The organism is Rhabdaerophilum sp. (assembly GCF_046092605.1).
Taxonomy (GTDB): domain Bacteria; phylum Pseudomonadota; class Alphaproteobacteria; order Rhizobiales; family Beijerinckiaceae; genus Rhabdaerophilum.
Map to the genome: position 1 here is coordinate 1 of NZ_JBJTDY010000041.1, position 24,991 is coordinate 24,991.

Below are 24,991 nucleotides of genomic sequence, written 5' to 3' on the forward strand. Positions count from 1 at the left end.
CTGAAGGATCATCCCGATCTGGTGGGGCAGGCGGAGGATGCGTTCCGCAAATGGGGGATGGGCGCGGTCTTCATCGGCCATTTCTTCGGGCCGCTGCGACCGGTGATCTTTCTGTTCGCGGGCATGATGAAGATGTCGCTGCCGCTGTTCCTGATCGTGAACGTGACGGCCGCGATGACCTGGGCCTATGTGATCCCGAAATTCGGCGAAGTGGGCGGGATCATCATCGGCTGGTTCTGGAACCTGTTGGGGTTCTGAGACTTACAATCAATTCGGATAGCAAGACGGCGGCGGGCTGTGGCCTGACCGCGCGCGCCAACATGGAGGCTGACAATGGCTGACCTGACGTCGAATTTCATCGGGATCAAATCTCCGAACCCGTTCTGGCTGGCCTCGGCGCCGCCGACGGACAAGGAATACAACGTCCGCCGCGCCTTTGAGGCGGGCTGGGGCGGCGTGGTGTGGAAGACGCTCGGCGAGGATGGACCGCCGGTCGTCAATGTCTCCGGCCCGCGCTATGGGGCGATCCACGCGCAGGATCGGCGCGTCATCGGCTTCAACAACATCGAACTCATCACGGATCGTCCGCTGCAGGTGAACCTTCAGGAGATCAAGCAGGTGAAGCGGGACTGGAAGGACCGCGCGCTGGTTGTCTCGCTGATGGTGCCCTGCACGGAGGATAGCTGGAAGGCGATTCTCGCGGCGGTGGAGGAAACCGAGGCCGATGGCGTCGAACTGAATTTCGGATGCCCGCACGGCATGAGCGAGCGTGGCATGGGGGCGGCCGTGGGTCAGGTGCCGGAATATATCGAGATGGTCACGCGCTGGTGCAAGCAGCATACGCGCATGCCGGTCATCGTGAAGCTCACGCCGAATGTCGCGAGCATCCTGCGCCCGGCGGAGGCCGCGAAGAAGGGCGGGGCCGATGCCGTCTCGCTAATCAACACGGTCAATTCAATGATGGGCGTCGATATCGACGCGATGACGCCCTGGCCCTCGGTCGGCGGCATGGGCACGCATGGCGGCATGTGCGGCCCGGCCGTGAAGCCCATCGCGCTGAACATGGTCGCGGAGATCGCGCGGCATTCCGAGACGCGTGGCCTGCCGATCTCGGGCATCGGCGGCATCGAGAAATGGCGCGATGCGGTGGAGTTCATGGCGCTCGGAGCCAGCAATGTGCAGGTCTGCACCGCCGCGATGGTCTATGGTTTCCGGATCATCGAGGAAATGACGGCCGGCCTTTCGGCATGGATGGACGAGAAGGAATACGCGGGCGTCGATGAAATCGTCGGCCGCGCCGTGCCGAGGGTGACCGATTGGCAGCACCTCAACCTCGATTACGTGGTGAAGGCGCGCATCGATCAGGAACTCTGCATCTCCTGCGGGCGTTGCCACATCGCCTGCGAGGATACCTCGCATCAGGCCATCACCAGCATGCTGGACGGCAAGCGGCATTTCGAGGTGATCGAGGAGGAATGCGTCGGCTGCAATCTCTGTGCCGTGGTCTGCCCGGTCGAGAACTGCATCACCATGGTGCCGCTCGCGGAGGGCGAGATGGACCGTCGCACCGGAATCAAGGTCGGCGGTCAGCGCAGCTGGGTCGAGCATCCCAACAATCCGAACGCGAAAGATCCGCGCCCCGCGAAACATGCGGCGGGGTGAGGCACAATGCCCGGCTCAGGACCGACCGAGAACGGCCAGCAGCACGGCGCGGCGGGCCTCGCCAAAAAAACCGGGATCATCGAGGCTCTGCCCGGTCAACGCCTTCACCTGCGCGGCGAAGTCGGCATAATGCTGGGTGGTTGCCCAGATGAGGAACAGCAGATGCTGCGGGTCGCGACGCGGCAGGTATCCCGCATCCATCCAACGTTCCAGAAGCGCCGCGCGCGACGCGACGAGGCGCTGGAGGTCATTCTCGAGAATGGTGAGGAGAATGGGGGCGCCGCGCATCACTTCCATCGCGAAAAGCCGCGAGGCTTCCGGATAATCCCGCGCATATTCGAGCTTGCGGGTGACATAACCGGTCAGCGCCGCCACGGGGTCGCTCTGCGTGTCCATCTCGGCCAGCGGCACCAGCCACATGTCGAGCGTGCGGCGCAGCACCGCAAGATAGAGATCGGCCTTGGTGCGGAAATAATAGAGCAGGTTCGGCTTCGAGAGCCCCGCACGCTCGGCGATGGCGTCGATCCGTGCGCCGGCAAAGCCGTCGATCGCGAAGACCGCGAGAGCGGCATCGAGGATGCGCTCGATATTGGCCTCGCCACCGCGCGTCTTTCCGGTATGGCCGGGGCTCGCCAGTTCGGCAAGGCGGTTCGCCGCGCCCATCATTCGGTTCCGTCTGTCCACCGCGATTCAAGGAATGATCGCGGATTCGAGATTGCACGATTTCTGACCAGATGGTCAATTCCCGATCATGGCGAATACCGGCTATGCAGGAGCGGGAGCCGGATCGCGCCATGATGCGGCATGGCGCTTGCTCCGGCTCAAGAGCGCCTCGGCGCGCGGGGTGAATGGATATGGAACAGAGGGCGAGCGCGTGACCACGGGCATGGCGATCGAGATTCGCGATCTGTCGCTGACATTCCAGACCGCGGACGGCCCCGTCTATGCGCTGGAGAAGGCCAATCTCGCGGTCAGGCCCGGCGAGTTCATCTCCTTTATCGGTCCTTCCGGTTGCGGCAAGACCACGCTTCTGCGGGTGATCGCCGATCTCGAGAAGCCGACCTCCGGTTCGATCACGGTGAATGGCGTGACGCCCGAAGCCGCCCGGCTGGGACGGCAATATGGCTATGTCTTCCAGGCACCGGCCCTCTATCCGTGGCGGACGGCCGAAGCGAATGTGATGCTGCCGCTCGAGGTCTTCGGATATTCGAAAGCCGAAAGGCAGGAACGCGCCCGGCGCTACCTCGCCATGGTGAACCTCGCGGGGTTCGAGAAAAAATATCCCTGGCAGCTCTCCGGCGGCATGCAGCAGCGGGTCTCGATCGCCCGGGCGCTGAGCTTCGAGCCGGCTTTGCTGCTGATGGACGAGCCTTTCGGCGCCCTCGACGAGATCGTGCGCGACCGCCTGAACGAGCAATTGCTGCGCCTCTGGGCCGAGACGCGCAAGACCGTGATCTTCGTCACGCACTCCATTCCCGAAGCGGTGTTCCTCTCCACGCGGATCGTGGTGATGTCTCCGCGCCCCGGCCGGATCATCGACGTGATCGATTGCGACCTCGGCGACCGGCGGACGCTCGACATCCGCGAGACGCCCGAATTCCTGAAGATCGCGCATCGCGTGCGGGAGGGGCTGCGCGCCGGCCATTCCTACGATGACTGAGCGGGTGGCCGCTGCAATGCGGATGGCGAACCGGAGCGGCGAGAGCGCCTTCGTGCCCGTCGCCACGATCACGGCGCTGATCGTGGTGATCTGGTATCTCGCCTGCCTGCCCATGAATGCGGATTTGCCGCAACTGAAGGACGCGCAAGGCCTTGGCAACCGCTATGCCATCGCCTGGGCTTTGGAGCGGCCGGTGCTGCCCGCGCCGCATCAGGTGCTGGTCGAACTCTACAATTCGACGATTGGCACCCGCCTGTTCCGCCAGACGGCGGATGGCATGGTGCTGAACCCCCGCAACCTGCTGTTCCATGCCTGGGTGACGCTGTCGGCGACCCTCGTGGGCTTCCTTATCGGTGCGATGCTCGGCATTGGTCTGGCCATCGCGATCATCCATTCCCGGGTGCTGCAGAAGAGCCTGATGCCGTGGATCATCGCCTCGCAAACGATCCCGATCCTCGCGATCGCGCCGATCATCATCGTCGCGCTCGGCTCGGTGGGCTTGACCGGGCTCATCCCGAAATCGGTGATCTCGGCCTATCTCTCGTTCTTTCCCATCACCATCGGGATGGTGAAGGGCCTCTCCTCGGCCGATTCGATGCAGATCGACCTGATGCGCACCTACAATGCATCGCGCCCGGTGACCTTCACGAAGCTGCGCTGGCCGGCGGCGTTGCCGTTCCTCTTCGCCTCGCTGAAGGTGTCGATCTCGATCAGCCTTGTCGGGGCCATCGTGGGTGAGTTGCCCACGGGCGCGCAGGCGGGCCTCGGCGCGCGCCTCCTCTCGGGCAGCTATTACGGCCAGACGGTTCAGATCTGGTCGGCACTCTTCATGGCGGCGATCCTCGCGGCCCTGCTCCTGGCTTTGGTGAGCCTCGTGGAGCGCCTCACCCTCAGGGCGATGGGGGGCCGACCATGAGTGCTCCTGCCGGCACGCCCTCACGTATCCTGCTTACCGGTCTCGCCGGCATGGGCGCGGCCTTCCTCGCGATTGTGCTGGCGCATGGCACCGGTGGCATTCTGCTCTGGCTCGCAGCGCTCACGGCATGGCTGCTGCTCTGGCTCGCGAACCAGCTTTGGAGCGCCGTGCCGGAACGCGCGCCGACCGCGCTTGCGCGCGCCGGAGGCATTGGCATTCCCTTCCTGTTCGGTTCCACGCTGCTCTTCCTGTGGGAGGTGATCTGCGTCGGCCTGAAGGTTCCGACCGTGCTCCTGCCGCCGCCCTCGATGATCGGCGCACGGCTGATGGGCTCGCTCCCCACCCTCGGCGCGGATTTCGTGCAGACGGTGATCCGCGCGGTCATCCCCGGCTGGATCATGGGCTCGCTCGCGGGCTTTCTGATCGCGCTGCTCTGCGACCGCTTCGGCTTCCTGCGGCGCGGGTTGATGCCGATCGGGAATTTCATCTCGGCGTTGCCGATCATCGGCATCGCACCCATTCTCGTGATGTGGTTCGGGTTTGACTGGCAATCGAAGGCGGCGGTGGTGGTCGTGATGACCTTCTTCCCGATGCTGGTGAACACGGTGGCGGGGCTTGCTTCGGCCGGGCATCTCGAAAGGGATCTCATGCGCAGTTATGGCGCGAGCTGGGCGCGCACGCTGCTGGCCTTGCGGCTGCCTGCCGCGATGCCCTTCATCTTCAATGCGCTCAAGATCAATGCGACGCTGGCGATGATCGGCGCGATCGTGGCCGAGTTCTTCGGCACGCCGATCGTGGGGATGGGCTTCCGGATCTCGACAGAGGTCGGTCGCATGGCGGTCGACATGGTCTGGGCGACGATCGCGATTGCGGCCATCGCGGGTTCGTCCTTTTATGCCTTGCTGGTTCTCGCCGAGCGGAGGGTGACCTTCTGGCACCCCTCCAACCGGCAGAAATAGTGAAGTGACTGCCACACCTGCGCGGGGAGCGCAGGCCAATAGGGGAGAGCGGAAATGAGAAAGAGTTTCGTTGTCGGAGCGGCCCTGATGCTGGGCGCCCTGCTGCCGGCCGGCGCGCAGGAACGCGTGACGCTGCAACTGAAATGGGTCACACAGGCCCAGTTCGCGGGCTATTATGTCGCGAAGGACAAGGGGTTCTTCAAGGCGGAAGGCCTTGATGTCACGATCAAGCCGGGTGGCCCGGATATTGCGCCGCCGCAGGTGATCGCGGGTGGCGGCGCCGATGTCATCGTGGAGTGGATGCCGGCGGCACTCGCCGCGCGCGAGAAGGGTGTTCCGCTGGTCAACATCGCCCAGCCCTTCAAGCGCTCGGGCATGATGCTGACCTGCCGCAAGGATTCCGGCGTGGCGACCCCGGCCGACTTCAAGGACAAGACGCTCGGCGTCTGGTTCTTTGGCAACGAATATCCGTTCATGGCGTGGATGGCGAAGCTCGGTCTGAAGACCGATGGCTCGCCCGGCGGCGTGAAGGTCATCAAGCAGGGCTTCAACGTCGATCCGCTGATCCAGAGGCAGGCGGCCTGCGTCTCGACCATGACCTACAACGAATACTGGCAGGTGATCGATGCCGGCCTGAAGCCGGAAGACCTCGTGGTCTTCAACTACACCGACCAGGGTGTCTCCACGATGGAAGACGGCCTCTATGTGCTGGAGCAGCGCCTGTCCGATCCGGCCTTCGTGGCCCGCATGGCCAAGTTCGTGCGCGCCGCGATGAAGGGCTGGGACTATGCCCGCGCCAACCCGGACGAGGCCGCGAAGATCGTGCTCGAGAACGACACGACCGGCGCGCAGAAGGAACACCACCAGAAGCGCATGATGGGCGAGGTCAACAAGCTCACCGCCGGCTCGAACGGCAAGCTCGATCCCGCCGATTACGAGCGCACGGTCGCGACCCTGCTCGGCGCGGGCGGCGAGGCTCCGGTGATCTCGAAGAAGCCCGTCGGCGCCTGGACGCATGCGGTGATCGACGCCGCGCTGAAATAAGCCGGCTTTCCAGCCGAACAGGCCGTGGCGGGCTTTCCCGCCGCGGCCCATCGAACGACGACCAGAGGATGCGCGAAGCATCCTCCCAAGGATTTCCGGGGAGAGAACCATGGCCATGCTCATTCGCGGCGGCACCGTCGTCAATCACGACCATTCGAAGCGGGCCGATGTCCTCATCGATGGCGGGAAGATCATCGCGGTCGGCAAGAACCTCGAAAAACCGCGCGGCGCGGAAATCATCGATGCCGGCGGCTGCGATATCCTGCCGGGTGGGATCGATCCGCACACGCATATGGAGCTCATGTTCATGGGCACCGTCTCGGCGGATGATTTCGAGTGGGGCACCAAGGCCGCGCTTTCCGGCGGCACGACGATGATCGTCGATTTCTGCATCCCCGCGCCGGGGGAGAGCATGCTGAAGGCCTATCAGGCCTGGCGCCACAAGAGCGAGAAGGCGGCCTGCGATTACTCGTTCCACATGGCCGTGACGAGCTGGTCACGCCAGGTCTTCGACGAGATGGACACGGTGGTGAACACCTACGGCATCAACACCTTCAAGCATTTCATGGCCTACAAGGGCGCGCTGATGGTGAATGACGACGAGCTCTACAATTCGTTCAGCCGCTGCGCCGCGCTCGGGGCTCTGCCGATGGTGCATGCCGAGAACGGCGATGTCGTCTTCCGCCTGCAGGAAATGCTGATGGCGAAGGGCGCCACGGGGCCCGAAAGCCACGCCTATTCACGCCCGCCCGAAGTGGAGGGCGAAGCCACCAACCGCGCGATCATGATCGCCGACATGGCTGGCGCGCAGCTCTATGTGGTTCACACCTCCTGCCGGGAATCGCATGAGGCGATCGCCCGCGCCCGTGCGGCCGGCAAGCGTGTTTATGGCGAGCCGCTCATCCAGCATCTCGTGCTCGACGAGGATGAATACCGCAACAAGGATTGGGATTACGCCGCCCGCCGGGTGATGTCGCCGCCCTTCCGGCCGAAGAAGCACCAGGATTCGCTCTGGGCCGGGTTGCAGGCGGGTTCGCTGCAGGTGGTCGCGACCGACCACTGCTCCTTCACGAGCGAGCAGAAGCGCATCGGACGCAACGATTTCAGGATGATCCCCAATGGCACGGGTGGCCTTGAGGATCGCATGCCGGTGCTCTGGACCGCAGGCGTCGGCACGGGGCGGCTCACGAAGGAAGAGTTCGTGGCCGTCACCTCGGCCAATATCGCGCGCATCCTGAACATCTATCCGCGCAAGGGCGCCGTTGCGGCGGGGTCGGATGCGGATCTGGTGATCTGGGACCCTGCCGCGACCAAGACCATCCGCGCCAAGAAGCAGGTGAGCCGCATCGATTACAACGTGTTCGAAGGCTATAAATGCACGGGCGTGCCGTGGATCACCCTCTCGCGCGGCAAGATTGCCTGGAAGGATGGCGAGCTGCGGGCCGAACGGGGCGACGGCGATTTCGTGGCCCGGCCCCCCTTCCCGGCGACGCATGTCGCCAATGCGACATGGAAGGAAATTTCGGCCCCCCGGCCGGTCGATCGCAAGATGGATGTCGTCCCGTGAACCCGGTCAACGCCACCAATCTTGTCATCAACCCGCAAAGGCTGTGGGACAGCCTGATGGAGACGGCGAAGATTGGTGCCAACGAGAAGGGCGGCATCCATCGCCTCGCCCTGTCGGATGAGGATCGCGTGGTGCGCGACTGGTTCCGGGCTGCCTGCGAGGCCCTGGGCTGCACCGTGACAATTGATGATTGCGGCAACATGTTCGCGCGGCGGCCCGGCAAGCGTGCCGATCTCGATCCGATCTGCATGGGCAGCCATCTCGACACGCAGCCCACCGGCGGCAAGTTCGATGGCGTGCTCGGCGTGCTCGCGGCCCTGGAGGTGATGCGCACGCTGCACGCCGCCGGCTTCGAGACGAACGCGCCGATCGAGATCGTGAACTGGACCAACGAGGAAGGTGCGCGGTTTGCGCCCGCCATGCTGGCTTCGGGCGTCTTCGCCGGGGCCTTCACGCGGGACTTCGCCTATGCGCGCGAGGATCGCGACGGCAAGACCTTCCTCGCCGAACTCGAGCGCATCGGCTACAAGGGCGCGGAGCCCGTGGGGCAAAGACGCATCGGCGCGATGTTCGAACTCCATATCGAGCAGGGCCCCATCCTTGAGGCCGAAGAGAAGATGATCGGCGTCGTCACCGGCGTGCAGGGCATGCGCTGGTACGAGGTGAATGTGCATGGCCTTTCGGCCCATACCGGCGCGACGCCGATGCATATGCGGAAGAATGCGCTTCTGGGCGCGGCCCGCATGGTCGAGGCGATTCATGGCATCGCCCTGGCGCATGGGCCGGATGCGGTGGGAACTGTGGGGCTGATGGAAGTCGAACCCAATTCGCGCAATGTCGTGCCCAGCGAGGTCTTCTTCTGCGTCGATTTCCGCCACCCGGATGAGGCGACGCTCGACGGGATGGAAGCTGCGTTCCGCGCCGCTCTCTCGGCGGTTCTTGAGCCGCTGGGCCTCACCTTCGAGGAAAAGCGGATCTGGAGGAACCCCGCCGTGCGCTTCCACCCCGATCTCATTGCCTGCGTGCGCGAGGGTGCGAAAAAATCCGGCTATCGCATGCGGGATCTGGTCTCCGGCGCGGGCCATGATGCGGCCTATGTCGCGCGTGTCGCACCCACCACGATGATCTTCGTGCCCTGCGCGGGCGGCGTGAGTCACAATGAGGCGGAATCGACGACGCTCGAGGAATGCGGGGCGGGTGCTCAGGTTCTGCTGGAGGCCGTTCTGGCCTATGACCAGCGCTTCGCCTGAAGCGCGGGTTCCCCACGGCCGGTCGCCGAACTTGCCAACCCTGCGATCTGGCGGCATTTTGGGCGATAAGTCGAGAAACTGCACGCGCGAGGGCCGATCTTTCCGATCGCGTGCGGGATAGAGGAGTAACCCGATCATGAGCCACCGCATCATCCGTCCCGAAGCCGCAGACGGCTTCAACCGGGGTCGGCTCGATCGCCGGTCGTTCCTGCTGGGCTTTGCGGCCAGCGCGAGTGCGCTGAGCCTCGCAGGCTGCGTGACGAATGATGGCGGGATGAGCCTCGCCGAGGCCGAGAAGCATTACGGCGCGGTGGCGGACAAGAAATTCCCGATCTCCGCCGTCGATATCAGCCAGGTCGACCCGAAATATTTTCGTCGCACGGTGAATTACGAATCGGACGAGGCGCCCGGCACGATCATCGTCGACAACGCGAATTACTTCGTCTACCGCATCGAGGGCGAGGGGAAGGCCACGCGCTATGGCGCGAATGTCGGCCGCCAGGGCTTCCTCTGGCATGGTGAGGCCTATATCGGCCGCAAGGCCGAATGGCCGACCTGGACCCCTCCGCCGGAGATGATCAAGCGCCAGCCGGAAGTCGCGAAATATGCCCGCGGCATGCCCGGCGGGCCGGAAAACCCGCTCGGCGCGCGCACGCTCTATCTCTACCAGAACAACCGCTACACGCTCTATACGATCTACGCGACGAGCGAGCCGGATACGATCGGCACCAACCTCACCAGCGGCTGCACGGGCCTGCTCTCGCAGGACATGATCGACCTCTATGACCGCACCGCGATCAAGACCAAGGTGATCGTGATGAAGGCCTGAGCCTCCGGGGCCTTCGCGAAGGCGAGCGCCCGGCACGGCTTCCTGCCTCCGACCGGCACGCCTTCCTGCAGGCCTCTCAGGCGCCTGTCCCCTCGCTGCCGGCCGCTATCGTGAGCGACCAGCCGCCATCGTCACGCGGCTGCGCGATTTCCTTCACGAGCCAATCCGAGAACATCCGCAAGATGCCGCCCTGCCGCGTTTCGCGCGGGTAGACGAGATGATGCCCGACATAGGTGATGTTCACCGATGCGCTCGCGAGCGGGGCGACCAGTTTCCCGCCGGAAATCTCGCGCTCGGCGAGCAGGGTCGATTCCAGCGCAACGCCCAGTCCATCCGCCGCGACCGCGAGCGCCAGAAAACTCCGGTCAAACCGCAGATCATGGTTCAGCACAGGGTTCAGGCCATTGGCATCGAACCAGTGATGCCAGCGCACCTGCTTGTTGTCGCTGAGGATGAGGTTGCAATCGAGCAGGTCGCGCGGGCCATGGATGCGTTTCGCCATCTCGGGTGAGCAGAGCGGCGTCACGGTCTCGCGGGCGAGCGGCACCGCGATCACCCCCGGAGCATGGATCGGCCCATAGACGATGTCCGCGTCGAAATCGTCGGTGTTGAAGCGCGGATATTCCGTGCCGGCGGAGAGGCGCACCTCGATGCCCGGATGGGCGGCGAGGAATTGCGGCAGGCGCGGCGTGAGCCAGGCATAGGCGATGGACGGCGCCGAATGAAGCCGCAGGACCTTCTTGCTCGGCCGGGCGGAGACCATGTCGAAACCCCGGCGCAATTCATCGAAGGCGGCCACGACATGCCGCATGAAGACATCCCCGCTCACGGTGAGGCGCACATGCCGGCCATCCTTCTCGAAGAGCTGCACGCCCATGGTTTGCTCGAGGTTTTTGAGCGCGTGCGAAATGGCGCTCGGCGACAGGTTCAGCTCCGCCGCCGCCGCCTTGTGCGATCCGCGCCGCGCAACGGTCTCGAAAATCCGGATGGCCGAGAGCGAGACTTTCTGGAGCATCGATCCTTGACTTCAGTTTGATGGAGTTCGTTGAGGGGTGGATGATCACAGGTGGTTGCGGTCGAAAAGCGCGAAGAAGCAAACGGCGACACGAGCGGTTACGCCCATTCAGTTGAATGAAATTCATCTTATGTTGAAAAACGACCGTTTGTCAGCCGGCGTCTTCTGCCGTTCCCTCTGTGAAACAGGATGCGCTTCCCGACGAGGCGCGGCACAGGGAGAAACGGATGATGCTCCTAGAGGGCAAGACGGCCGCCATTTCCGGCGCGGCGAGTGCGCGCGGGATCGGTCTCGCCACGGCGCGGCTCTTTGCGAAACATGGCGCGCGCGTCGCCATTCTCGATATCGACGCCGCGGCGGCGAAGGCGGCCGCAGCGGAACTTGGCGCCGGGCATATCGGCATCGCCTGCGATGTCGCGAACAAGGCCTCCTGCGATGCCGCGGCGGCCGAGGTTCTCAGGACCTTCGGCCATCTCGACATTCTCATCAACAATGCCGGCGTGACCCAGCCCGTGAAGACGCTGGAGATCGACGAGGCGAGCTGGAACCGCATCCTCGATATCAACACCAAGGGCGTGCTCTTCCTCAGCCAGGCTTTTCTCCCCTCCATGCGGGCATGCAAACAGGGCTCGATCGCCTGCATGTCCTCGGTTTCGGCACAGCGCGGCGGCGGAATTTTCGGCGGCCCGCATTACTCGGCGGCGAAGGCGGGCGTTCTTGGCCTCGCCAAGGCCATGGCGCGCGAATTCGGGCCCGACGGCATCCGCGTGAACTGCGTGACGCCCGGCCTCATCCAGACCGACATTACCGGCGGCAAGCTCACGCCCGAGATGAAGGCGGAGATCAGCAAGGGCATTCCGCTGAGCCGCCTCGGCGAGGCATCCGATGTCGCGGGCTGCTACCTGTTCCTCGCCTCCGATCTCTCGGCCTATGTCACCGGGGCCGTGATCGACGTGAATGGAGGCATGCTGATCCATGGTTGAACGGCCAAACAAGTCACTCGCGGATCGTGCCTATCACATCCGCCGCTATGCCGTGCAGATGGGCGAGGTTCAGGGGCAGGGTTATATCGCGCAGGCGCTGGATATCGCCGATGTCCTCGCGGTCGCCTGGTTCCACGCCATGACCTACCGGCCGGAAGACCCGGACTGGGAGGGCCGCGACCGCTTCCTGCTCTCGAACGGGCATTATGCCATCGCGCTCTACGCCGCCTTTATCGAGGCAGGGATCATCCCCGAGGAAGAACTGGAAACCTACGGCTCGGATGACAGCCGCCTGCCGATGTCCGGCATGGCGCAATACACGCCGGGCATGGAAATGTCGGGCGGCTCGCTGGGGGTGGGGCTCGCGATCGCCGTGGGCAAGTGCCTGGGCCTCAAGCGCAAGGGCTCGAGGAACTTCGTCTACACGCTGTTCTCCGATGGCGAACTTGATGAAGGCTCGGTCTGGGAGGCGATCCTGTCGGCCGCCCATCACAAGCTCGACAACCTCATCGCGATCGTCGACGTGAACAACATGCAGGCCGATGGCCCCTCGAAGGAGGTCGCGAATTTCGAGCCTCTGGCCGAGAAGCTGGAAGCGTTCGGCTGGTACACCCAGCGCATCAACGGCAATGATCTCGAGGCCGTGCGGCAGGCCTTCGACAACGCGAAGGAGCACAAGGGCGCCCTGCCCCGGATGATCATCGCCGATACCCTGATGGGCAAGGGCGTGCCTTTCCTCGAACAGCGCGACAAGAGCCACTTCATCCGCGTCGATGCGCATGAATGGGCGCTGGCGCTCGAGGCGCTGGATGCAGGGAGGCCGGCATGAAGCCGAAACTCGCCCCTTTCGTGCCGGGCCGGAAACGCGCCACCACCTCGGCGATGATCGCCTCGATCGCGGCGGAGGGGCAGCCGACCAGGCCCGCTCCCTTCGGCCATGCCCTGGTAGAGGTCGCGAAATCGCGGCCGGATATCGTCGGCATGACGGCGGATCTGAGCAAGTATACGGATCTGCACATCTTCGCGAAGGCCTATCCGGATCGCTTCTACCAGATGGGCATGGCCGAGCAGATCATGTTCGGTGCGGGCTCCGGGCTGGCAGCGGAGGGATTTACGCCTTTCTGCACCACCTATGCGGTGTTCGCTTCCCGCCGCGCCTATGACTTCATCCACCAGACGATCGCGGAGGAAGACCGCAACGTGAAGATCGTCTGCGCGCTGCCGGGCCTCACTTCCGGTTATGGCCCCAGCCATCAGGCGACGGAGGACCTCGCGATTTTCCGCGCCATGCCGAACCTCACCATCGTCGATCCCTGCGACGCGCTGGAAATCGAGCAGGCCACGGCGGCGATCGCGGCACATCAGGGCCCGACCTATATGCGCCTCCTGCGCGGAAACGTGCCGCTGGTGCTCGACGAATACGGCTACCGGTTCAAGCTGGGGAAGGCGCAGACGATCCGCGAGGGTGGCGACATCCTTGTCATCTCCTCCGGTTTGCTCACGATGCGCGCGCTCGAAGCGGCGAAGGAACTCGAAAAGGACAAGATCGGCGTCGCGGTGCTGCATTGCCCGACGATCAAGCCGCTCGATGTCGAGACGATCCGTGCCGAGGCCGGGAAGGGCGGCCGTCTCGTGGTTGTTGCCGAGAACCACACGGAAATCGGCGGCCTCGGCGAGGCTCTCGCGCGGGATTTCCTGCTCAACGGCATCCATCCGGCGAGGTTTCGCCATATCGCCCTGCCGGATGAATTCCTGCTTGCGGGCGCCTTGCCCACCCTGCACGACCGCTACGGGATTTCGACCCAGGCCATTGTCCGCTCACTCAAGGGCTGGCTCTGAGCTGCAAGATTTTCGGGTGCCGCGTGGTGCGGCACCGGATGAACCAGAAGACCCCCGCCAGAGGGGATCGACCCGATGACCCACGAGGAGATGCCCATGACCCGCCTTCCTGATCGACGCCAGTTCATGAAAACGGCGGCCGCGACGCTCGCGAGCCCAGCCATCCTCACTGTGCCGCTCTCGGCCCAGGCCGCCGTCACGCTCACGCTCGGCCACGGCGCAGCACCGGGAAACCCGCGCACGCTGGCGGCCGAGTATTTCGCGAAGCTTGTCTCGGATCGCACCAAGGGCGCACTGGCGATCAAGATCGCCGGCTCCGAGCAGCTTGGCTCGGATGCCTCGATGCTCACGAGCCTGCGCACCGGCGCGCTCGACCTTACGGCGAACAGCCAGGGCGCGGCCTCGGCGCTCGTTCCGGAGATCGGCGCCCTGGGCCTGCCCTTCCTCTTCGCCAGTTCCGAGCCGGCCGTGAAGCTGCTGGACGGACCGGTCGGTGCGGAACTCGCCAGGAAATTCGAGGCGGTGAACATGGTGCCGCTCGATTGGTGGGATAACGGCATTCGTCACACCACCAATTCCAAGCGCCCGATCAACAGCCCGGCCGACCTCAACGGCCTGAAGATTCGCACGCCGCCGGACCCGATGACGGTGGATATCTTCCAGGCCATGGGTGCCGCGACCCAGCAGATCGCCTTTGGCGAACTCTATGTCGCGCTCCAGCAGGGCGTCGTGGACGGGCAGGAAAACCCTCTGGCGAACATTCATTCCGCGAAACTGTTCGAGGTGAACCGCTTCATCAGCATCACCGGCCACAAATGGGAATCGACGCCCTTCCTCATGTCGCAGATCGCGACCCGCAAGGTGAAGCCGGACCAGCTCGCGATCATCAAGGATGCCGCGAAGGAAGCCGGCGTTCTCCAGCGCAAGCTGATGGCGGAATCGGATTCGAAGCTGCTGGGCGAGTTCAAGGCCAACAGCAAGGTTTCGGTGAACGAGCCGGATCGCGGGCTCTTCCGTGCGGCGACGGCGGGTGTGCTGACGGCCTGGAAGGCGAAGCCCTTCGGCGCCTTCGTGGCCCAGGTCGCCGAAGCCGCTCCCAAGAGCTGATCCCTTGGAACCGACTGGGACGGGAGAGGTTCTCCCCCTCTCCCGGACCGGGCGAGCCGCGATTGCCGCGGCCGGCGCGGTCGAACGGGCCATCACGATGGCTGGCCGGCTGCTGATCCTCGTCAGCGGCATCGCTCTGACTGTCATCATGACAACCAATGTTCTGACGCGCTACCTCATGCCCTCCGGCGGGTTCGCGGCCCTGCAGGAATTGCCGGAACGGCTCTTTCCCTGGTTCATCGCAGGTGGAATCGTCGTCGCGGCGCAGGCCGGCGGGCATATGGCGGTGGATTGGCTGCTGGAATTCGTGGGCAACGAACGACGCCGTCGCTGGCTGCTGCATCTTGGCAATGCGATCATCGTGATCTCCTATGCCGTGCTGTTCCAGCAGGCGATGCTGGTCGCGGACATCACGAAGATCGAGAGGAGCCCCGTGCTCGGTTTGCCCGGCAGCCATGGCTACTGGGCCATCGCCGCCTGCTGCATCGCGCTCTGTGTTATTCACATCACGTCATCCGTGCGGATTGCTCTCCTCGGGACAAGCCGACGCTTCAGCCTGGATTATCGGGAGGCCTGAGCATGAGCTTCACCATGGTGATTGCCTTCACGGTGCTGATGATCCTCGCGATTCCCGTGGGCCATGGCCTCGTGATCGCGGGGGCGGTCGCGGTGATGTGGGACGGCAACGGGCTGCCGCTGATGCTGATCGCCCAGCAGATGTTCGACCAGACGCAATCCTTCCCCATGCTGGCCCTGCCGTTCTTCACGCTTGCCGGGGCCCTGATGATGGGCGGCAAGCTCGGCCGGCAGCTCCTCGATTTCGCGACCGAGGGCATGAAGCGGTGGCGCGGTGGCGAGCTCTCCACCACGGTCGTTGCCTCCGTGGCCTTTGGTGGCGTCTCGGGCAGCGCGGTCGCCAATGCCTCCGCACTCGGCGGCGTGCTCATCCCATGGCAGAAGAAGCGGGGCTATCCGGCCGGTCTGACAGCCGCGAACAACGCGACCTCCGCCGTCATCGACATTCTGATCCCGCCCTCCATTCCGATGATCCTCTACGCCCTGGTGAGCGGCGTGAGCGTGGCGGATCTCTTCATCGCCGGCATCCTGCCGGGGCTGATGATGGCCGCCGGTTTCATCGGCGTGTGCTGGTGGATTTCGAAGCGCCGCGGATATCATCCCTCCACCGAGCCGGTGGATCGCAAGGCGCTGCTGAGGCTCGCGATCCAGTCGATGCCCGCCCTGGCCTTGCCGATCCTCATTCTCGTGGGTTTGCGCGCGGGCTTCGCGACGCCGACCGAAATGGCGGTTCTGTCGGTGGTCTATTCTCTGCTTCTCAGCCTGTTCTTCTACCGGGACCTGAGCTGGAAGCGCTTCTGCCAATCCATGGTGGAAGCAGGCATCGCCACGGGCGTGGTGATGCTCGTCATCATGGGCAGCGCGGTGGTCGGCTGGCTGCTGACCTTTGACCAGGTGCCCGCGCGTTTCGCCGAATGGGTGAAGGCGACGATCGACAACAAGCTGCTGATCATCCTCGCGCTCAACATCCTGATGCTGCTTGTCGGCATGCCGCTCGACCTGCCGCCAGCGATCCTGCTGCTCGGGCCGATCTTCGTTCCTCTCGCTGCAGCGATCGGGCTCGATCCGGTGCAGCTCGGGCTCATTATGATCATCAATCTCGGGATCGGGCTTTACACACCGCCCATCGGCACGACGCTCTTCATCTCGGCCTCGATCGCGCGATGTTCCATGGCCGAAACGACAAGGGAGCTCTGGCCATTCTTCGTGGTGGCAATGATCGTGCTGATGCTCGTGAGCTATGTCCCGGCCCTGACCCTCTATTGATCGATCAGCGCCGGAACGCGTGACGTGCACCCGTTAGATTGGACCATTTGGAGCTGGAATTTTGCGACCGAGGTCCCGGGATCGGGGCAAGGAGAGTTCCATGAAGGCATCGAAGTTCACGCAGGCGCAGATCGCCTTCGTTCTGAAGCAGGCAGAGGATGCACACCGATCGGTGAATTGTGCCGGAAAGCCGGGATCAGCGACGCGTCGGGTGAAGGCGAAGCTGCGGGAAGACCGCCTGCCACCTGTGCGGGTCAACGAGACCTGGGCGATGGATTTCGTCCATGACCATCTGGCTACAGGGCGACAGCTGCGTGTGCTCACCCTTGTCGACACCTTCTCGCGATTCTCCCCGGCCGTCGATCCGAGGTTCAGCTACCGGGGAGGATGTTGTTGCTACCCTTGAGCGCGGTTGTGGGAGCGTCGGCTATCCCAAAGCAATCCGGGTCGATCAGGGCTCGGAGTTCATCAGCCGCGATCTCGACCTCTGGGCCTGTCAGAAGGGCGTCATTCCTGCCGGCTTGAGCCTTAACCCCGGAAATTTCCACCCAAGGCTGGTCTGAAAACGGGGAGCACGTCACGTTACGGGCAGGCCGGAGGGTTATCCTGGCAGGCGCGATGTCGCTTCACCCATTCGGGATCGGCGCTGGAAGGAGGAATACTCAGCGGCGTTGTATCGATGCCCAACGCAACCGCCTCGGCCTGGTATCGCCGCTGAATGCGGTAAGGCAGTTTAGCCACTCGCTCGGCCAATTCAACCTGAGCCTGCGGACCGGCACCGCGAATGATCGCGACGACGCTCCTCGTCGCCTCCGCCTCGACCAGCCTCGCCAGATCATCCAGTGCGCGTCTGCGCCGCTCGCGATCATCCGGATTGCCGCTGGAGACGATGATCGCAGCCCGCGCCAGCATTACCCATGCTTCGTACGGCATGAGCTGCCAGGTCAGGTCAAGAATGCGTCGCTGGCGGTCGTGGAAACCTTCATTGACAAGGGTCAACCGGACAATGGACATCCATGCATAGCCGTTTGTCGGCGCGCATTGGATCGCCTTTTCGGCTATGTTCAAGGCACGCTGCGTGCGTTGATCGGCCTGCTCGAAAAGACCCTGCGCATGCGCATATTCGGAGGACCAGCCCGAGAGGAGCACCATCGCCGTCCAATCCATCATGGCGCAATCACGTTGGCCAAGATCGGAAACTGGCTCGAGCTGGCGCTCGACAATCAAGGGGGCCAGCCGATCTCGCATCAAGATTCGTTTGGCGATCCTGTTCGATTGATCGAGACCCGGTGCCTTCGGCAAAACACGGATCGCCTGAAGCATGGCTGCAACGGCGAATCCTGCGATGAGGATTCGGAGCACCAGGCGAAAGAGGCCCGCGCGCCCGATCAGGCGCGCCTCTCTTCGGTGAAGTAACTCTGGTCATAGGTGTCGAAGTTCTGAAAGGACCGCATGTTGACCTTCGTCAGCACCGAGCCAAGCAGTTTCTTCTGGATGAAGTTCGCTTCCGCCACAGCTGCGACATCAGCGCGCGCGGTTTGACCCCAGGCCGCGACAAGGACGAAGCCATCAATCAGATGCGCGAAAGCGCGGACATCAACGACAGGGCCCACGGGAGCCGTATCGATGATCACGTAGTCGTAATGCTGGCCGAGCCGCTCCAGAAGTCTTTGCATGGCCGCCGAGCCTAGGTAACGGCCAGTATCCTTGGGTTGGGATAAGAGAACCGTTGGCAGGAATGACAGACTGGTTAGTTCATCCTGCCAAACAACCTCGGCGAAGCTCGTCTTGCCCGAGAGCACTTCCAGCAGTCCTTCCTGAGCGTCGGGGGTAAGGGATCGCGTCAACAGCGGATTGCGCAAGTCACCATCGATCATCAGCACGCGCTTGCCGGAGCGCGCGATGGACAGGCCCAGATTGGCTGTTGTGGTGCTCTTGCCCTCGCCCGAATTGGCCGAGACCATCGCAATCACGCGAACATCCCGCGACATGCGCTCCACATCAATTGAAACTGTAATCTTCCGGATGGTCTCCGCGAAGACAGAGAAAGGCATGCGCAAGACGCGCCAGAATGCCGCGTTGGTTTTGGTGATATTGAAGAGCCGCGCGGTCTGGTCCAACTGGGCGGCGCGCCCGATCTGCTCTTCGAGTATCGGGCGATCGAATGGTTCCCGCGCTGTCTCAACCGGCAAGATGCCAAGAAATTCGGATTTCGTGGCGTCACGCAACTGGCGCACATTCCGAATGCGGTTATCCAGAATCTCGCGGATGAGCGCGATCAGGCCACCAAGGCCGATGCCAAAGACGAGGGCCGCCGCGAGGATCAGCGGCGATTTGGGCCAGCTCGGCCGCAGTGGAGGTGTCGCATCGGTAATGACGCGAGCGTCACTCACGGGGAACGATTGCTGTTGCACGGCCAGCAGGTAACGTTGGTTCATCGTGTCGAACAGGGCACGGAAGGATACCGCCGCGCTCTCGAGATCCTTAAGCTGGATCTGCATTTGACGCGTGCGGGAGAACTCGGCCTGCAGAAATTCGATTTCCTGTTTCAGCGATGCCTCGGACGTGCGCGCAGCCTCAAATTCGCCTGCCTTCAGCGTCTCGATCGAGCGCAAGGTGGTCAGCAGATTGGTCTGGAGGTTGCGCCGCTCTTCGATGGCGCGCTGGGTAACCAGGTGGTTCGCGCCGAGCTTGGCCGTGAGCCCAGCAATCTCCTTGGATTTTTCGAGATAGAGATTGCGCTGCAGCGCAACGACGGGGTCATTCAGTGCTTCGGCGGTCACCGCCTCCGGGTTGCCGGAGGAAACTGCATTGCGAATCTGTTCGAGCTGCGCTTTCTTCACTGCCGTATCGACCTGCGCAACACCAAGCTTGGTGGTAGCTTCCTGCAGCTTCTGCTCGACTTCAAGCTTGCCACTCGATTCGAAAATCTTGTTCTCGGCCTTGAATTCCTGCAGACGGCGCTCGGCGGCATTGGCCTCGTGACGCAGGTCGTTAAGACGGCCGCGCAACCACGTCCCTGCCCGGCTGGTCAGTTCATACCGCGACGCCAGCTGGTCAGTGATATACGCCTCGGCGATTTCGTTGGCGATCAACGACGCCTTGGCCGGAACGCGCGAGGTGAAGCTGATGCCGATGGCGAAACTCAGACCGATGCGCTTCGCCTCGAAACGGTCCTTGAGGGCCGCCACAGCCCTCATCCGGAGGACCTCTTCCGAACCCGGAGCGTCGCTGCCGAATATCGATGTCAAGGATTGAATCGCGATGTTGATCGGGTTGGTCGAGGGGCCAACGAATTCATCGTCTTCGGTCAGCTTGAGACTCTTGACGACGGCGAGGATCACGCGATCGGATTTCAGCATCTCAATTTGGCTCTCGATCGCCGCGCTGTCGAGCACGGGATCGGCGGTCAGAGAGCTGTCCTGACGGAAGATTTGCAGACGCCGGGGATCAATGATGATTGTTGTCTGCGCCGTGTATTGCCGTTGAGCAAAGACAACATAGATCAGCGCCAGCCCAACGAAGAGCAACGCGACGCTGATGATGAAATTCTTCTGCCGGCGGAGAATGGCCAATAACTCGCCGAGATCGTAACGACGAATTTCAAGCTGAACGCCAGCCTCGGCAGCTTGACGCGGGTACGGAGTAACGTAATTCATCACGTTAATGTGCCGATCCAGCGTTAAGACTTGAATAAAGGGTCAAGGACTGACCGGTGACCCTGCGGAAAACACTGTCGTCGTTTCATTTCGGGTGAAAGAGCCGCTCGTCCCGTCAAAGAAAGAAAAGCGACCGGGGGCATTCGGAACACTACCGCTGCCCTGGTTTCCTACGGAAAGGACGCCAATCACACCAAGCGGCCCGGAGGCCGGCGCCGGAACGGCCGCAAAGGTCCCAGTTGTGCCGATGGCACCCACCTGCCGATTGCCGACCACCGCCTGGAAGGTTTGCTCGATCTCGCTGTTGTTGAGGGATGCGATCATGCGCTGGATCGACTGGGTCACGACCGGCAACGTGAATTCGCAGGCATTGGCCGCCTGACCAAGGCCGGCGGCAATCGCCACCATCTGGCGCGGCGTGCTCTCGGCCATAAGCCCGGAAATCGCGGTGAGCGTCGATGGATCGCTGAGCATGAGATTGCGCACGAGAGAACTCAATTCGGAGCCACCGAGCGGGTTCCCTGCGAGCACACCCGCAGGATTGTTTCGAAAAGCATCAATCTCCTCCTTGGAGAGGGGAGCGCGATCCAGGGTGCAGCGTTCACCAGCGGCAACCGCAGGAGCAGCTGCCGAGCCGGGAGAGGATGTGGCAGGGCCAGAGGCTGCAGCGACTTCGAAAAGGCGGAACAGGCGCATGTCACCCATCTGCGCCACCACCGCCCTCAGTTGCGCCGGAACCTCGTTCTTGAAGGCGGCACACTCCGCCGAGGCGCGACCAAGGCCCACGACCAGAGCTTCGCGCTGGCGATCATTCGCTTTTCTCAACGCAGCCAGGAGGCTGTCAGAACCGCGAAAATCATGCGCGACAGAATCTCGGACCTGTCGCACGAAAACAAGTCCCCCATGGGGGTTTGACGCAAGCAGATCATCAAGAGAACTCGTGGCTCGAGCACTCTGGGAAGGATCACTCACCGCATCACTGCAGGAGACCGCAGCAGCATTCTGGGTGGCAGCCAAAAGAAGGAGAACCGAAAGAGCGAACATGGGCCGCCCGGTAATCTTCATCGTCCGAAACGCCAAACGCATTGCTGCATACCTCCGACAACCCGATCACTGTATACACAATCTTCAGGGGTTCAACCTGCATCACCTTGCGGCGAGCAGAAATTGCACGAAGCACAGCCATAGGGCCAAATGCTTCAAACCCCTGTTATCGTTCGCGAAACGCACGTCCAGTTTGTTCGACGAGCGGACGCAGCAGATAGGAGAGCGGTGTCCGCTCCTCGGTGCGGATGAAAACCTCTACCGGCATTCCCGGCTTGAGGCGACCGGCTTCCGGCCGCCCGACCTCGCTCGGTGCCAGCCGCACCCTTCCCGAGAAATAACGCAACTGCGTTGCCGGCTCGAGGATCAGATCCGGCGAAACCGCATACAGATGCCCTTCCAAAGTGGTCGTGCTCTGCTGGTTCGCCGCAGAGAGGCGAATGGAGGCCTTCTGGCCAATATGCACCTGATCGATGTCACGCGGCAGGATACGCACGTCGAATTCAAGGCGTTCATTATCCGGCACAATCCGCATCAGCGTTTCGCCGGCACGCACGACGCCACCGACCGTGAAGACGGAGAGTTGCAGGATCTGGCCATCAACCGGACTGCGAATCTCGATGTGGTTCAGCTGATCTTCCAAGGCGATCTTCTTCTCGGTGGCGCTGGCAAGACGCGTTGCCGTGTCACGCGCTTCCTGGGTCACCTCGTTGCGCCGCACTTGCTCCAATTGCAGAATTTGGAGCTCTGTCTCCGAGATCCGCGCCTGTCCACGCGCGATGTCGCCCGCGATCGCCCCCATTTCGCCGGCAATGCGGGCTGCGTCGCGCTGAAGGGCATGGATGCGGGTGCGTGGCACCAGCTGGCGTTCGACAAGCGGTGCGAGTTCGGTGATTTCCTTCTGGATCAAGTCAGCCTGATTTTTCCGGGATTCGAGCTGCTCGATATTGCCGCGCCCCTCCATCTCGGATTGGACGATTCGTTCGCGAAGCTGCGCTCTCTGTCCTTCATAGACACGAATGCGGCTGGCGAGGATGATCTGCTCGAGTTCAAGCAACCGCCTGATCGCAGGACTGTTTTCGCGAGGCAGCAGAGCTGCGGGCAGAACCACTTCCGAGGTGCCGAGCTGCTCGGCATCCAGCCGCGCCTGCCGGATCAGCAACTCGTCGACCTCGTTCGCCTGAATCTGAAGCTGGGCCCGGATCTGCGTTTCGTTGAGCTTCACCAGGAGGCTGCCCGCCTTGACGCGCTCCCCTTCGGTTACGAAGATTCTCTCGACGATGCCGCCCGTGAGATGCTGGATGCTGCGCGCGCTGGTCTCGACAACGACGAAACCGCTGGCGATAACGGCGCCGGAAATCGAGGCAAGAACAGACCAGCCGCCAAACACCATGAAAAAGAACAGCATTGTCAGGGCCGATTTTTTCTTGATGCGGGAGATCTCGGCAGACGTGTTGCTGTCGTCAGAAGAGGTCCCGGATCCGGGGAGCAGCTTGTTCGGATTCATGCGGATTGCTTATCCTGAGTGGAAGCGCCTTTTTCCGGTGGCAGATTCGAAACTTGCGGCTTGGCTTCGGGCTTCACGCCACCGGAGAGAAGCGCCATCACCTCGTCGCTTGTGCCGAAGGCTTGCACCTGTCCATCCACCAGCAGGAGCAGTTTGTTGGTATCCTTCAAGGCACTCAGCCGGTGCGCGACGATGATCACGATACCACCTCGCGCAGCGACCCCCCGGATGGCCATGTTGAGCGACTTCTCGCCATTGGCATCGAGGTTGGAGTTCGGCTCATCGAGGATGACGAGGAATGGATCTCCATAAAGAGCACGCGCGAGGCCGATCCGCTGTCGCTGCCCCCCCGAGATGTTCGAACCATTCTCGCCCACATCCGTCATGTACCCATTGGGCAGCGAAAGGATCATTTCATGTGCGCCGACCGCCTTCGCAGCCGCGACCATCTCCGCCGCTGTCGAATGAGGATCGAAGCGGCAGATATTCTCCGCAACGGTTCCGCGCAGCAACTGCACGTCCTGAGGAAGATAGCCGATGATTCGGGCACGTTGCTCCGGCGCGTGCTGGCGGAGTTGGGCGCCGTCAAATCGCACGGAACCATTGCAGGGACGCCAGACATCCGTGATGGCACGCACCAGAGTCGACTTGCCCGAACCGCTGGGGCCAATGATCCCGAGCCGATCGCCGGCCCGGAGTGAAAAGGTCACATTCCGCACCAAGGGTTTCGGCGAACCGAGCGGTCCCACCGAAACATCGTCGACCGTGATGATCCGCGTGGGTGGGGGCAATTGCACCACGTCGGAGCCCTGAGCGTCGTTCAGAAGGAGTTTCTCCAGCCGCCGCCAGCATTCCTGCATCTGCACGAATTGCCGCCAGCGGCCAACAATGGCATCAATAGGTGCCAGCGCCCGCCCAGCCACGACCGCAGAGGCGATCATGACACCCGGAGTCGCCTGATCGATCACCACGAGCCAGGCGGCAATGCCCAGCAAGAGCGACTGGATGATCAGCCGGATCGTGCGTGTCATGCCCGAGATACGGATCATGTTGCGAGCCATCGGCGAGGCCGCGTTGAGATAGCTTCGCGTGAAACGCAGGACGCGATGTTGCATCGACTGCCCGATTCCCATGGCGACGATGGCTTCAGCATTGCGCACCGCCGTGTCGACCGCCACGGCGCGCGATCGAAGGGCGTCGGCCGCTCCGTCCGAGGCCGCACGGATCTGGCGCTCGCCGATGACCATCAGAGCGATTGCGAGGCATAGAAACAACAATGTAACGCCGCCAATGATGGGATGGAAAAGAAAGCAAACTATGATGAAGATCGGAATCCACGGCAGATCGAACACGGCGATCGGGGCGCTGCTTGAAATAAACCGCCCGACCTCTTCCAGATCACGCATCGCGTTGGAGTTTCGCTCACGCTGCGCACTTTCGACTTGCATGGAGAGTGTCCGCGCAAGCACCTGCTCTGTGTAGGTTTCCTCGAATTGGCGACCAACCAGCGACATGACATTGCAGCGATAAAGATCAAACAAATAATAGAAACCATACAGAACCAGCATGATGAGCGTGACATAGACCAGGGTCGCTCCGCTTTTTGAAACGAGAACGCGATCGTAGATCTGAATCATGTAAATCGCGCCAGTCAGCGCGAGAAAGTTCACTGCGGCTGAAAGGCCGACAATGTAGGAAATCGTACTGGAATGACCCTTGAGAAACGTGCGTGCCAGGGGTGAAAAATAAGTCATCGGGATGGCTGCTCTGGTGCAAGCATAATTGACTGCGGTATGGTCTTAGCACAGGTGCACCGACGCACTGCAGCGGAAAATCAAAACATTCTTAAGGTGTGACGACAGGTCCTCTTGGGGGAGAATTCACCGTTGGAATGCATGGCGCATCAGACTTCACCCGCCCCTCATACGCCCGGTCAACCTGCGCAAAGCACAAAAAAGACGGGGCGCACTAGCCCGTCTTATTCATGAGGGGGCTGATTTTGGGTTGGCGGATGTAGCATAACGGTATGATATCGCGTAGGATTTAGCTGTTTACACCGATCCGATCCGCACCATCAACCCCGCCACACCCGCCATGACCGACGATAC

The 24,991-nt window shown here is 62.7% G+C and carries 22 protein-coding genes and 2 pseudogenes; 17 read left to right on the plus strand and 7 right to left on the minus strand.

The window, feature by feature from the left end; genetic code table 11:
* Together ACKODO_RS03675 and preA are read left to right on the plus strand one after the other, a co-directional pair.
* The coding region (locus ACKODO_RS03675; protein WP_408982097.1) for a DedA family protein at window positions 1-258 on the plus strand (258 nt) is incomplete at its 5' end.
* A gap of 75 nt (window positions 259-333) precedes the next feature.
* The gene (gene preA, locus ACKODO_RS03680; RefSeq protein WP_408982098.1) at window positions 334-1,662 is read left to right on the plus strand and encodes an NAD-dependent dihydropyrimidine dehydrogenase subunit PreA; all 1,329 of its coding nucleotides are present in this window, start codon (window positions 334-336) and stop codon (window positions 1,660-1,662) included.
* Between the two features lie 15 nt (window positions 1,663-1,677).
* Here the strand turns inward: preA and ACKODO_RS03685 are convergent, their stop codons facing one another.
* Entirely contained in the window at window positions 1,678-2,328 is a 651-nt protein-coding gene (locus ACKODO_RS03685) for a TetR family transcriptional regulator C-terminal domain-containing protein (RefSeq protein ID WP_408982099.1), read from the minus strand.
* Window positions 2,329-2,548: 220 nt separating this feature from the next.
* Here ACKODO_RS03685 and ACKODO_RS03690 point away from each other — a divergent pair, with 220 nt between their 5' ends.
* From ACKODO_RS03690 to ACKODO_RS03720, 7 genes are all read left to right on the plus strand, one after another.
* Complete coding sequence (locus tag ACKODO_RS03690; RefSeq protein ID WP_408982115.1) at window positions 2,549-3,322, plus strand: ABC transporter ATP-binding protein; 774 nt, start codon at window positions 2,549-2,551, stop codon at window positions 3,320-3,322.
* A gap of 22 nt (window positions 3,323-3,344) precedes the next feature.
* Window positions 3,345-4,238: an ABC transporter permease gene (locus ACKODO_RS03695; RefSeq protein ID WP_408982100.1), complete on the plus strand. Its 894-nt coding sequence runs from the start codon at window positions 3,345-3,347 to the stop codon at window positions 4,236-4,238.
* On the plus strand, window positions 4,235-5,197 hold the full coding sequence (locus tag ACKODO_RS03700) for an ABC transporter permease (protein ID WP_408982101.1): 963 nt from the start codon (window positions 4,235-4,237) through the stop codon (window positions 5,195-5,197). Before ACKODO_RS03695 ends, ACKODO_RS03700 begins: the two co-directional genes overlap by 4 nt.
* 54 nt (window positions 5,198-5,251) lie before the next feature.
* Window positions 5,252-6,241 (plus strand): ABC transporter substrate-binding protein, encoded by a 990-nt coding sequence (locus ACKODO_RS03705; protein WP_408982102.1) that lies wholly within the window; start codon window positions 5,252-5,254, stop codon window positions 6,239-6,241.
* A gap of 109 nt (window positions 6,242-6,350) precedes the next feature.
* Window positions 6,351-7,808, plus strand: a complete 1,458-nt coding sequence (gene hydA, locus ACKODO_RS03710) for a dihydropyrimidinase (RefSeq protein ID WP_408982103.1) — start codon at window positions 6,351-6,353, stop codon at window positions 7,806-7,808.
* Window positions 7,809-7,864: 56 nt separating this feature from the next.
* On the plus strand, window positions 7,865-9,058 hold the full coding sequence (locus ACKODO_RS03715) for a M20 family metallo-hydrolase (protein WP_408982116.1): 1,194 nt from the start codon (window positions 7,865-7,867) through the stop codon (window positions 9,056-9,058).
* A 136-nt stretch (window positions 9,059-9,194) separates the two neighbouring features.
* Window positions 9,195-9,887: a L,D-transpeptidase gene (locus ACKODO_RS03720; RefSeq protein ID WP_408982104.1), complete on the plus strand. Its 693-nt coding sequence runs from the start codon at window positions 9,195-9,197 to the stop codon at window positions 9,885-9,887.
* A gap of 76 nt (window positions 9,888-9,963) precedes the next feature.
* Here the strand turns inward: ACKODO_RS03720 and ACKODO_RS03725 are convergent, their stop codons facing one another.
* Window positions 9,964-10,902 carry a LysR substrate-binding domain-containing protein gene (locus ACKODO_RS03725; RefSeq protein WP_408982105.1) on the minus strand — a complete coding sequence of 313 codons (939 nt, stop codon included), beginning with the start codon at window positions 10,900-10,902 and terminating at the stop codon, window positions 9,964-9,966.
* Between the two features lie 230 nt (window positions 10,903-11,132).
* Here ACKODO_RS03725 and ACKODO_RS03730 point away from each other — a divergent pair, with 230 nt between their 5' ends.
* The 8 genes and pseudogenes from ACKODO_RS03730 to ACKODO_RS03765 all read left to right on the plus strand — a co-directional run.
* Entirely contained in the window at window positions 11,133-11,885 is a 753-nt protein-coding gene (locus ACKODO_RS03730) for an SDR family NAD(P)-dependent oxidoreductase (protein WP_408982117.1), read from the plus strand.
* The gene (locus tag ACKODO_RS03735) at window positions 11,878-12,714 is read left to right on the plus strand and encodes a transketolase (protein WP_408982106.1); all 837 of its coding nucleotides are present in this window, start codon (window positions 11,878-11,880) and stop codon (window positions 12,712-12,714) included. The genes ACKODO_RS03730 and ACKODO_RS03735 overlap by 8 nt, the downstream gene beginning before the upstream one ends.
* On the plus strand, window positions 12,711-13,724 hold the full coding sequence (locus tag ACKODO_RS03740) for a transketolase family protein (protein ID WP_408982107.1): 1,014 nt from the start codon (window positions 12,711-12,713) through the stop codon (window positions 13,722-13,724). The genes ACKODO_RS03735 and ACKODO_RS03740 overlap by 4 nt, the downstream gene beginning before the upstream one ends.
* Window positions 13,725-13,820: 96 nt before the next feature.
* Window positions 13,821-14,831 carry a TRAP transporter substrate-binding protein gene (locus ACKODO_RS03745; RefSeq protein ID WP_408982108.1) on the plus strand — a complete coding sequence of 337 codons (1,011 nt, stop codon included), beginning with the start codon at window positions 13,821-13,823 and terminating at the stop codon, window positions 14,829-14,831.
* A gap of 4 nt (window positions 14,832-14,835) precedes the next feature.
* Complete coding sequence (locus ACKODO_RS03750; protein WP_408982109.1) at window positions 14,836-15,408, plus strand: TRAP transporter small permease; 573 nt, start codon at window positions 14,836-14,838, stop codon at window positions 15,406-15,408.
* 2 nt (window positions 15,409-15,410) lie between these two features.
* The gene (locus ACKODO_RS03755) at window positions 15,411-16,673 is read left to right on the plus strand and encodes a TRAP transporter large permease (RefSeq protein ID WP_408982110.1); all 1,263 of its coding nucleotides are present in this window, start codon (window positions 15,411-15,413) and stop codon (window positions 16,671-16,673) included.
* Window positions 16,674-16,773: 100 nt separating this feature from the next.
* Window positions 16,774-16,883, plus strand: a pseudogene (locus ACKODO_RS03760) (transposase); the annotation flags it as partial.
* A pseudogene (locus ACKODO_RS03765) lies at window positions 16,876-17,182 on the plus strand (transposase family protein); the annotation flags it as partial. The pseudogenes ACKODO_RS03760 and ACKODO_RS03765, both read left to right, overlap by 8 nt.
* A 73-nt stretch (window positions 17,183-17,255) precedes the next feature.
* Here ACKODO_RS03765 and ACKODO_RS03770 read toward each other — a convergent pair.
* The 5 genes from ACKODO_RS03770 to ACKODO_RS03790 form a co-directional block, all read right to left on the minus strand.
* The gene (locus tag ACKODO_RS03770) at window positions 17,256-17,996 is read right to left on the minus strand and encodes a hypothetical protein (RefSeq protein WP_408982111.1); all 741 of its coding nucleotides are present in this window, start codon (window positions 17,994-17,996) and stop codon (window positions 17,256-17,258) included.
* A 65-nt stretch (window positions 17,997-18,061) separates the two neighbouring features.
* The gene (locus tag ACKODO_RS03775; RefSeq protein ID WP_408982118.1) at window positions 18,062-20,332 is read right to left on the minus strand and encodes a polysaccharide biosynthesis tyrosine autokinase; all 2,271 of its coding nucleotides are present in this window, start codon (window positions 20,330-20,332) and stop codon (window positions 18,062-18,064) included.
* 42 nt (window positions 20,333-20,374) lie between these two features.
* Window positions 20,375-21,376, minus strand: a complete 1,002-nt coding sequence (locus ACKODO_RS03780; RefSeq protein WP_408982112.1) for a hypothetical protein — start codon at window positions 21,374-21,376, stop codon at window positions 20,375-20,377.
* A 166-nt stretch (window positions 21,377-21,542) separates the two neighbouring features.
* Complete coding sequence (locus ACKODO_RS03785; protein ID WP_408982113.1) at window positions 21,543-22,883, minus strand: HlyD family type I secretion periplasmic adaptor subunit; 1,341 nt, start codon at window positions 22,881-22,883, stop codon at window positions 21,543-21,545.
* Window positions 22,880-24,637: a type I secretion system permease/ATPase gene (locus tag ACKODO_RS03790; protein ID WP_408982114.1), complete on the minus strand. Its 1,758-nt coding sequence runs from the start codon at window positions 24,635-24,637 to the stop codon at window positions 22,880-22,882. The genes ACKODO_RS03785 and ACKODO_RS03790 overlap by 4 nt, the downstream gene beginning before the upstream one ends.
* Between the last annotated feature and the right edge of the window lie 354 nt (window positions 24,638-24,991).

Excerpts from the sequence above, each read along its gene's own strand:
- preA (WP_408982098.1), top strand. The coding sequence starts at position 334 with ATGGCTGACCTGACGTCGAATTTCATCGGGATCAAATCTCCGAACCCG.
- ACKODO_RS03685 (WP_408982099.1), bottom strand. The coding sequence starts at position 2,328 with ATGATGGGCGCGGCGAACCGCCTTGCCGAACTGGCGAGCCCCGGCCAT.
- ACKODO_RS03690 (WP_408982115.1), top strand. The coding sequence starts at position 2,549 with ATGGCGATCGAGATTCGCGATCTGTCGCTGACATTCCAGACCGCGGAC.
- ACKODO_RS03695 (WP_408982100.1), top strand. The coding sequence starts at position 3,345 with ATGGCGAACCGGAGCGGCGAGAGCGCCTTCGTGCCCGTCGCCACGATC.
- ACKODO_RS03700 (WP_408982101.1), top strand. The coding sequence starts at position 4,235 with ATGAGTGCTCCTGCCGGCACGCCCTCACGTATCCTGCTTACCGGTCTC.
- ACKODO_RS03705 (WP_408982102.1), top strand. The coding sequence starts at position 5,252 with ATGAGAAAGAGTTTCGTTGTCGGAGCGGCCCTGATGCTGGGCGCCCTG.
- hydA (WP_408982103.1), top strand. The coding sequence starts at position 6,351 with ATGGCCATGCTCATTCGCGGCGGCACCGTCGTCAATCACGACCATTCG.
- ACKODO_RS03715 (WP_408982116.1), top strand. The coding sequence starts at position 7,865 with ATGGAGACGGCGAAGATTGGTGCCAACGAGAAGGGCGGCATCCATCGC.
- ACKODO_RS03720 (WP_408982104.1), top strand. The coding sequence starts at position 9,195 with ATGAGCCACCGCATCATCCGTCCCGAAGCCGCAGACGGCTTCAACCGG.
- ACKODO_RS03725 (WP_408982105.1), bottom strand. The coding sequence starts at position 10,902 with ATGCTCCAGAAAGTCTCGCTCTCGGCCATCCGGATTTTCGAGACCGTT.
- ACKODO_RS03730 (WP_408982117.1), top strand. The coding sequence starts at position 11,133 with ATGCTCCTAGAGGGCAAGACGGCCGCCATTTCCGGCGCGGCGAGTGCG.
- ACKODO_RS03735 (WP_408982106.1), top strand. The coding sequence starts at position 11,878 with ATGGTTGAACGGCCAAACAAGTCACTCGCGGATCGTGCCTATCACATC.
- ACKODO_RS03740 (WP_408982107.1), top strand. The coding sequence starts at position 12,711 with ATGAAGCCGAAACTCGCCCCTTTCGTGCCGGGCCGGAAACGCGCCACC.
- ACKODO_RS03745 (WP_408982108.1), top strand. The coding sequence starts at position 13,821 with ATGACCCGCCTTCCTGATCGACGCCAGTTCATGAAAACGGCGGCCGCG.
- ACKODO_RS03755 (WP_408982110.1), top strand. The coding sequence starts at position 15,411 with ATGAGCTTCACCATGGTGATTGCCTTCACGGTGCTGATGATCCTCGCG.
- ACKODO_RS03770 (WP_408982111.1), bottom strand. The coding sequence starts at position 17,996 with ATGCTTCAGGCGATCCGTGTTTTGCCGAAGGCACCGGGTCTCGATCAA.
- ACKODO_RS03775 (WP_408982118.1), bottom strand. The coding sequence starts at position 20,332 with ATGAATTACGTTACTCCGTACCCGCGTCAAGCTGCCGAGGCTGGCGTT.
- ACKODO_RS03780 (WP_408982112.1), bottom strand. The coding sequence starts at position 21,376 with ATGTTCGCTCTTTCGGTTCTCCTTCTTTTGGCTGCCACCCAGAATGCT.
- ACKODO_RS03785 (WP_408982113.1), bottom strand. The coding sequence starts at position 22,883 with ATGAATCCGAACAAGCTGCTCCCCGGATCCGGGACCTCTTCTGACGAC.
- ACKODO_RS03790 (WP_408982114.1), bottom strand. The coding sequence starts at position 24,637 with ATGACTTATTTTTCACCCCTGGCACGCACGTTTCTCAAGGGTCATTCC.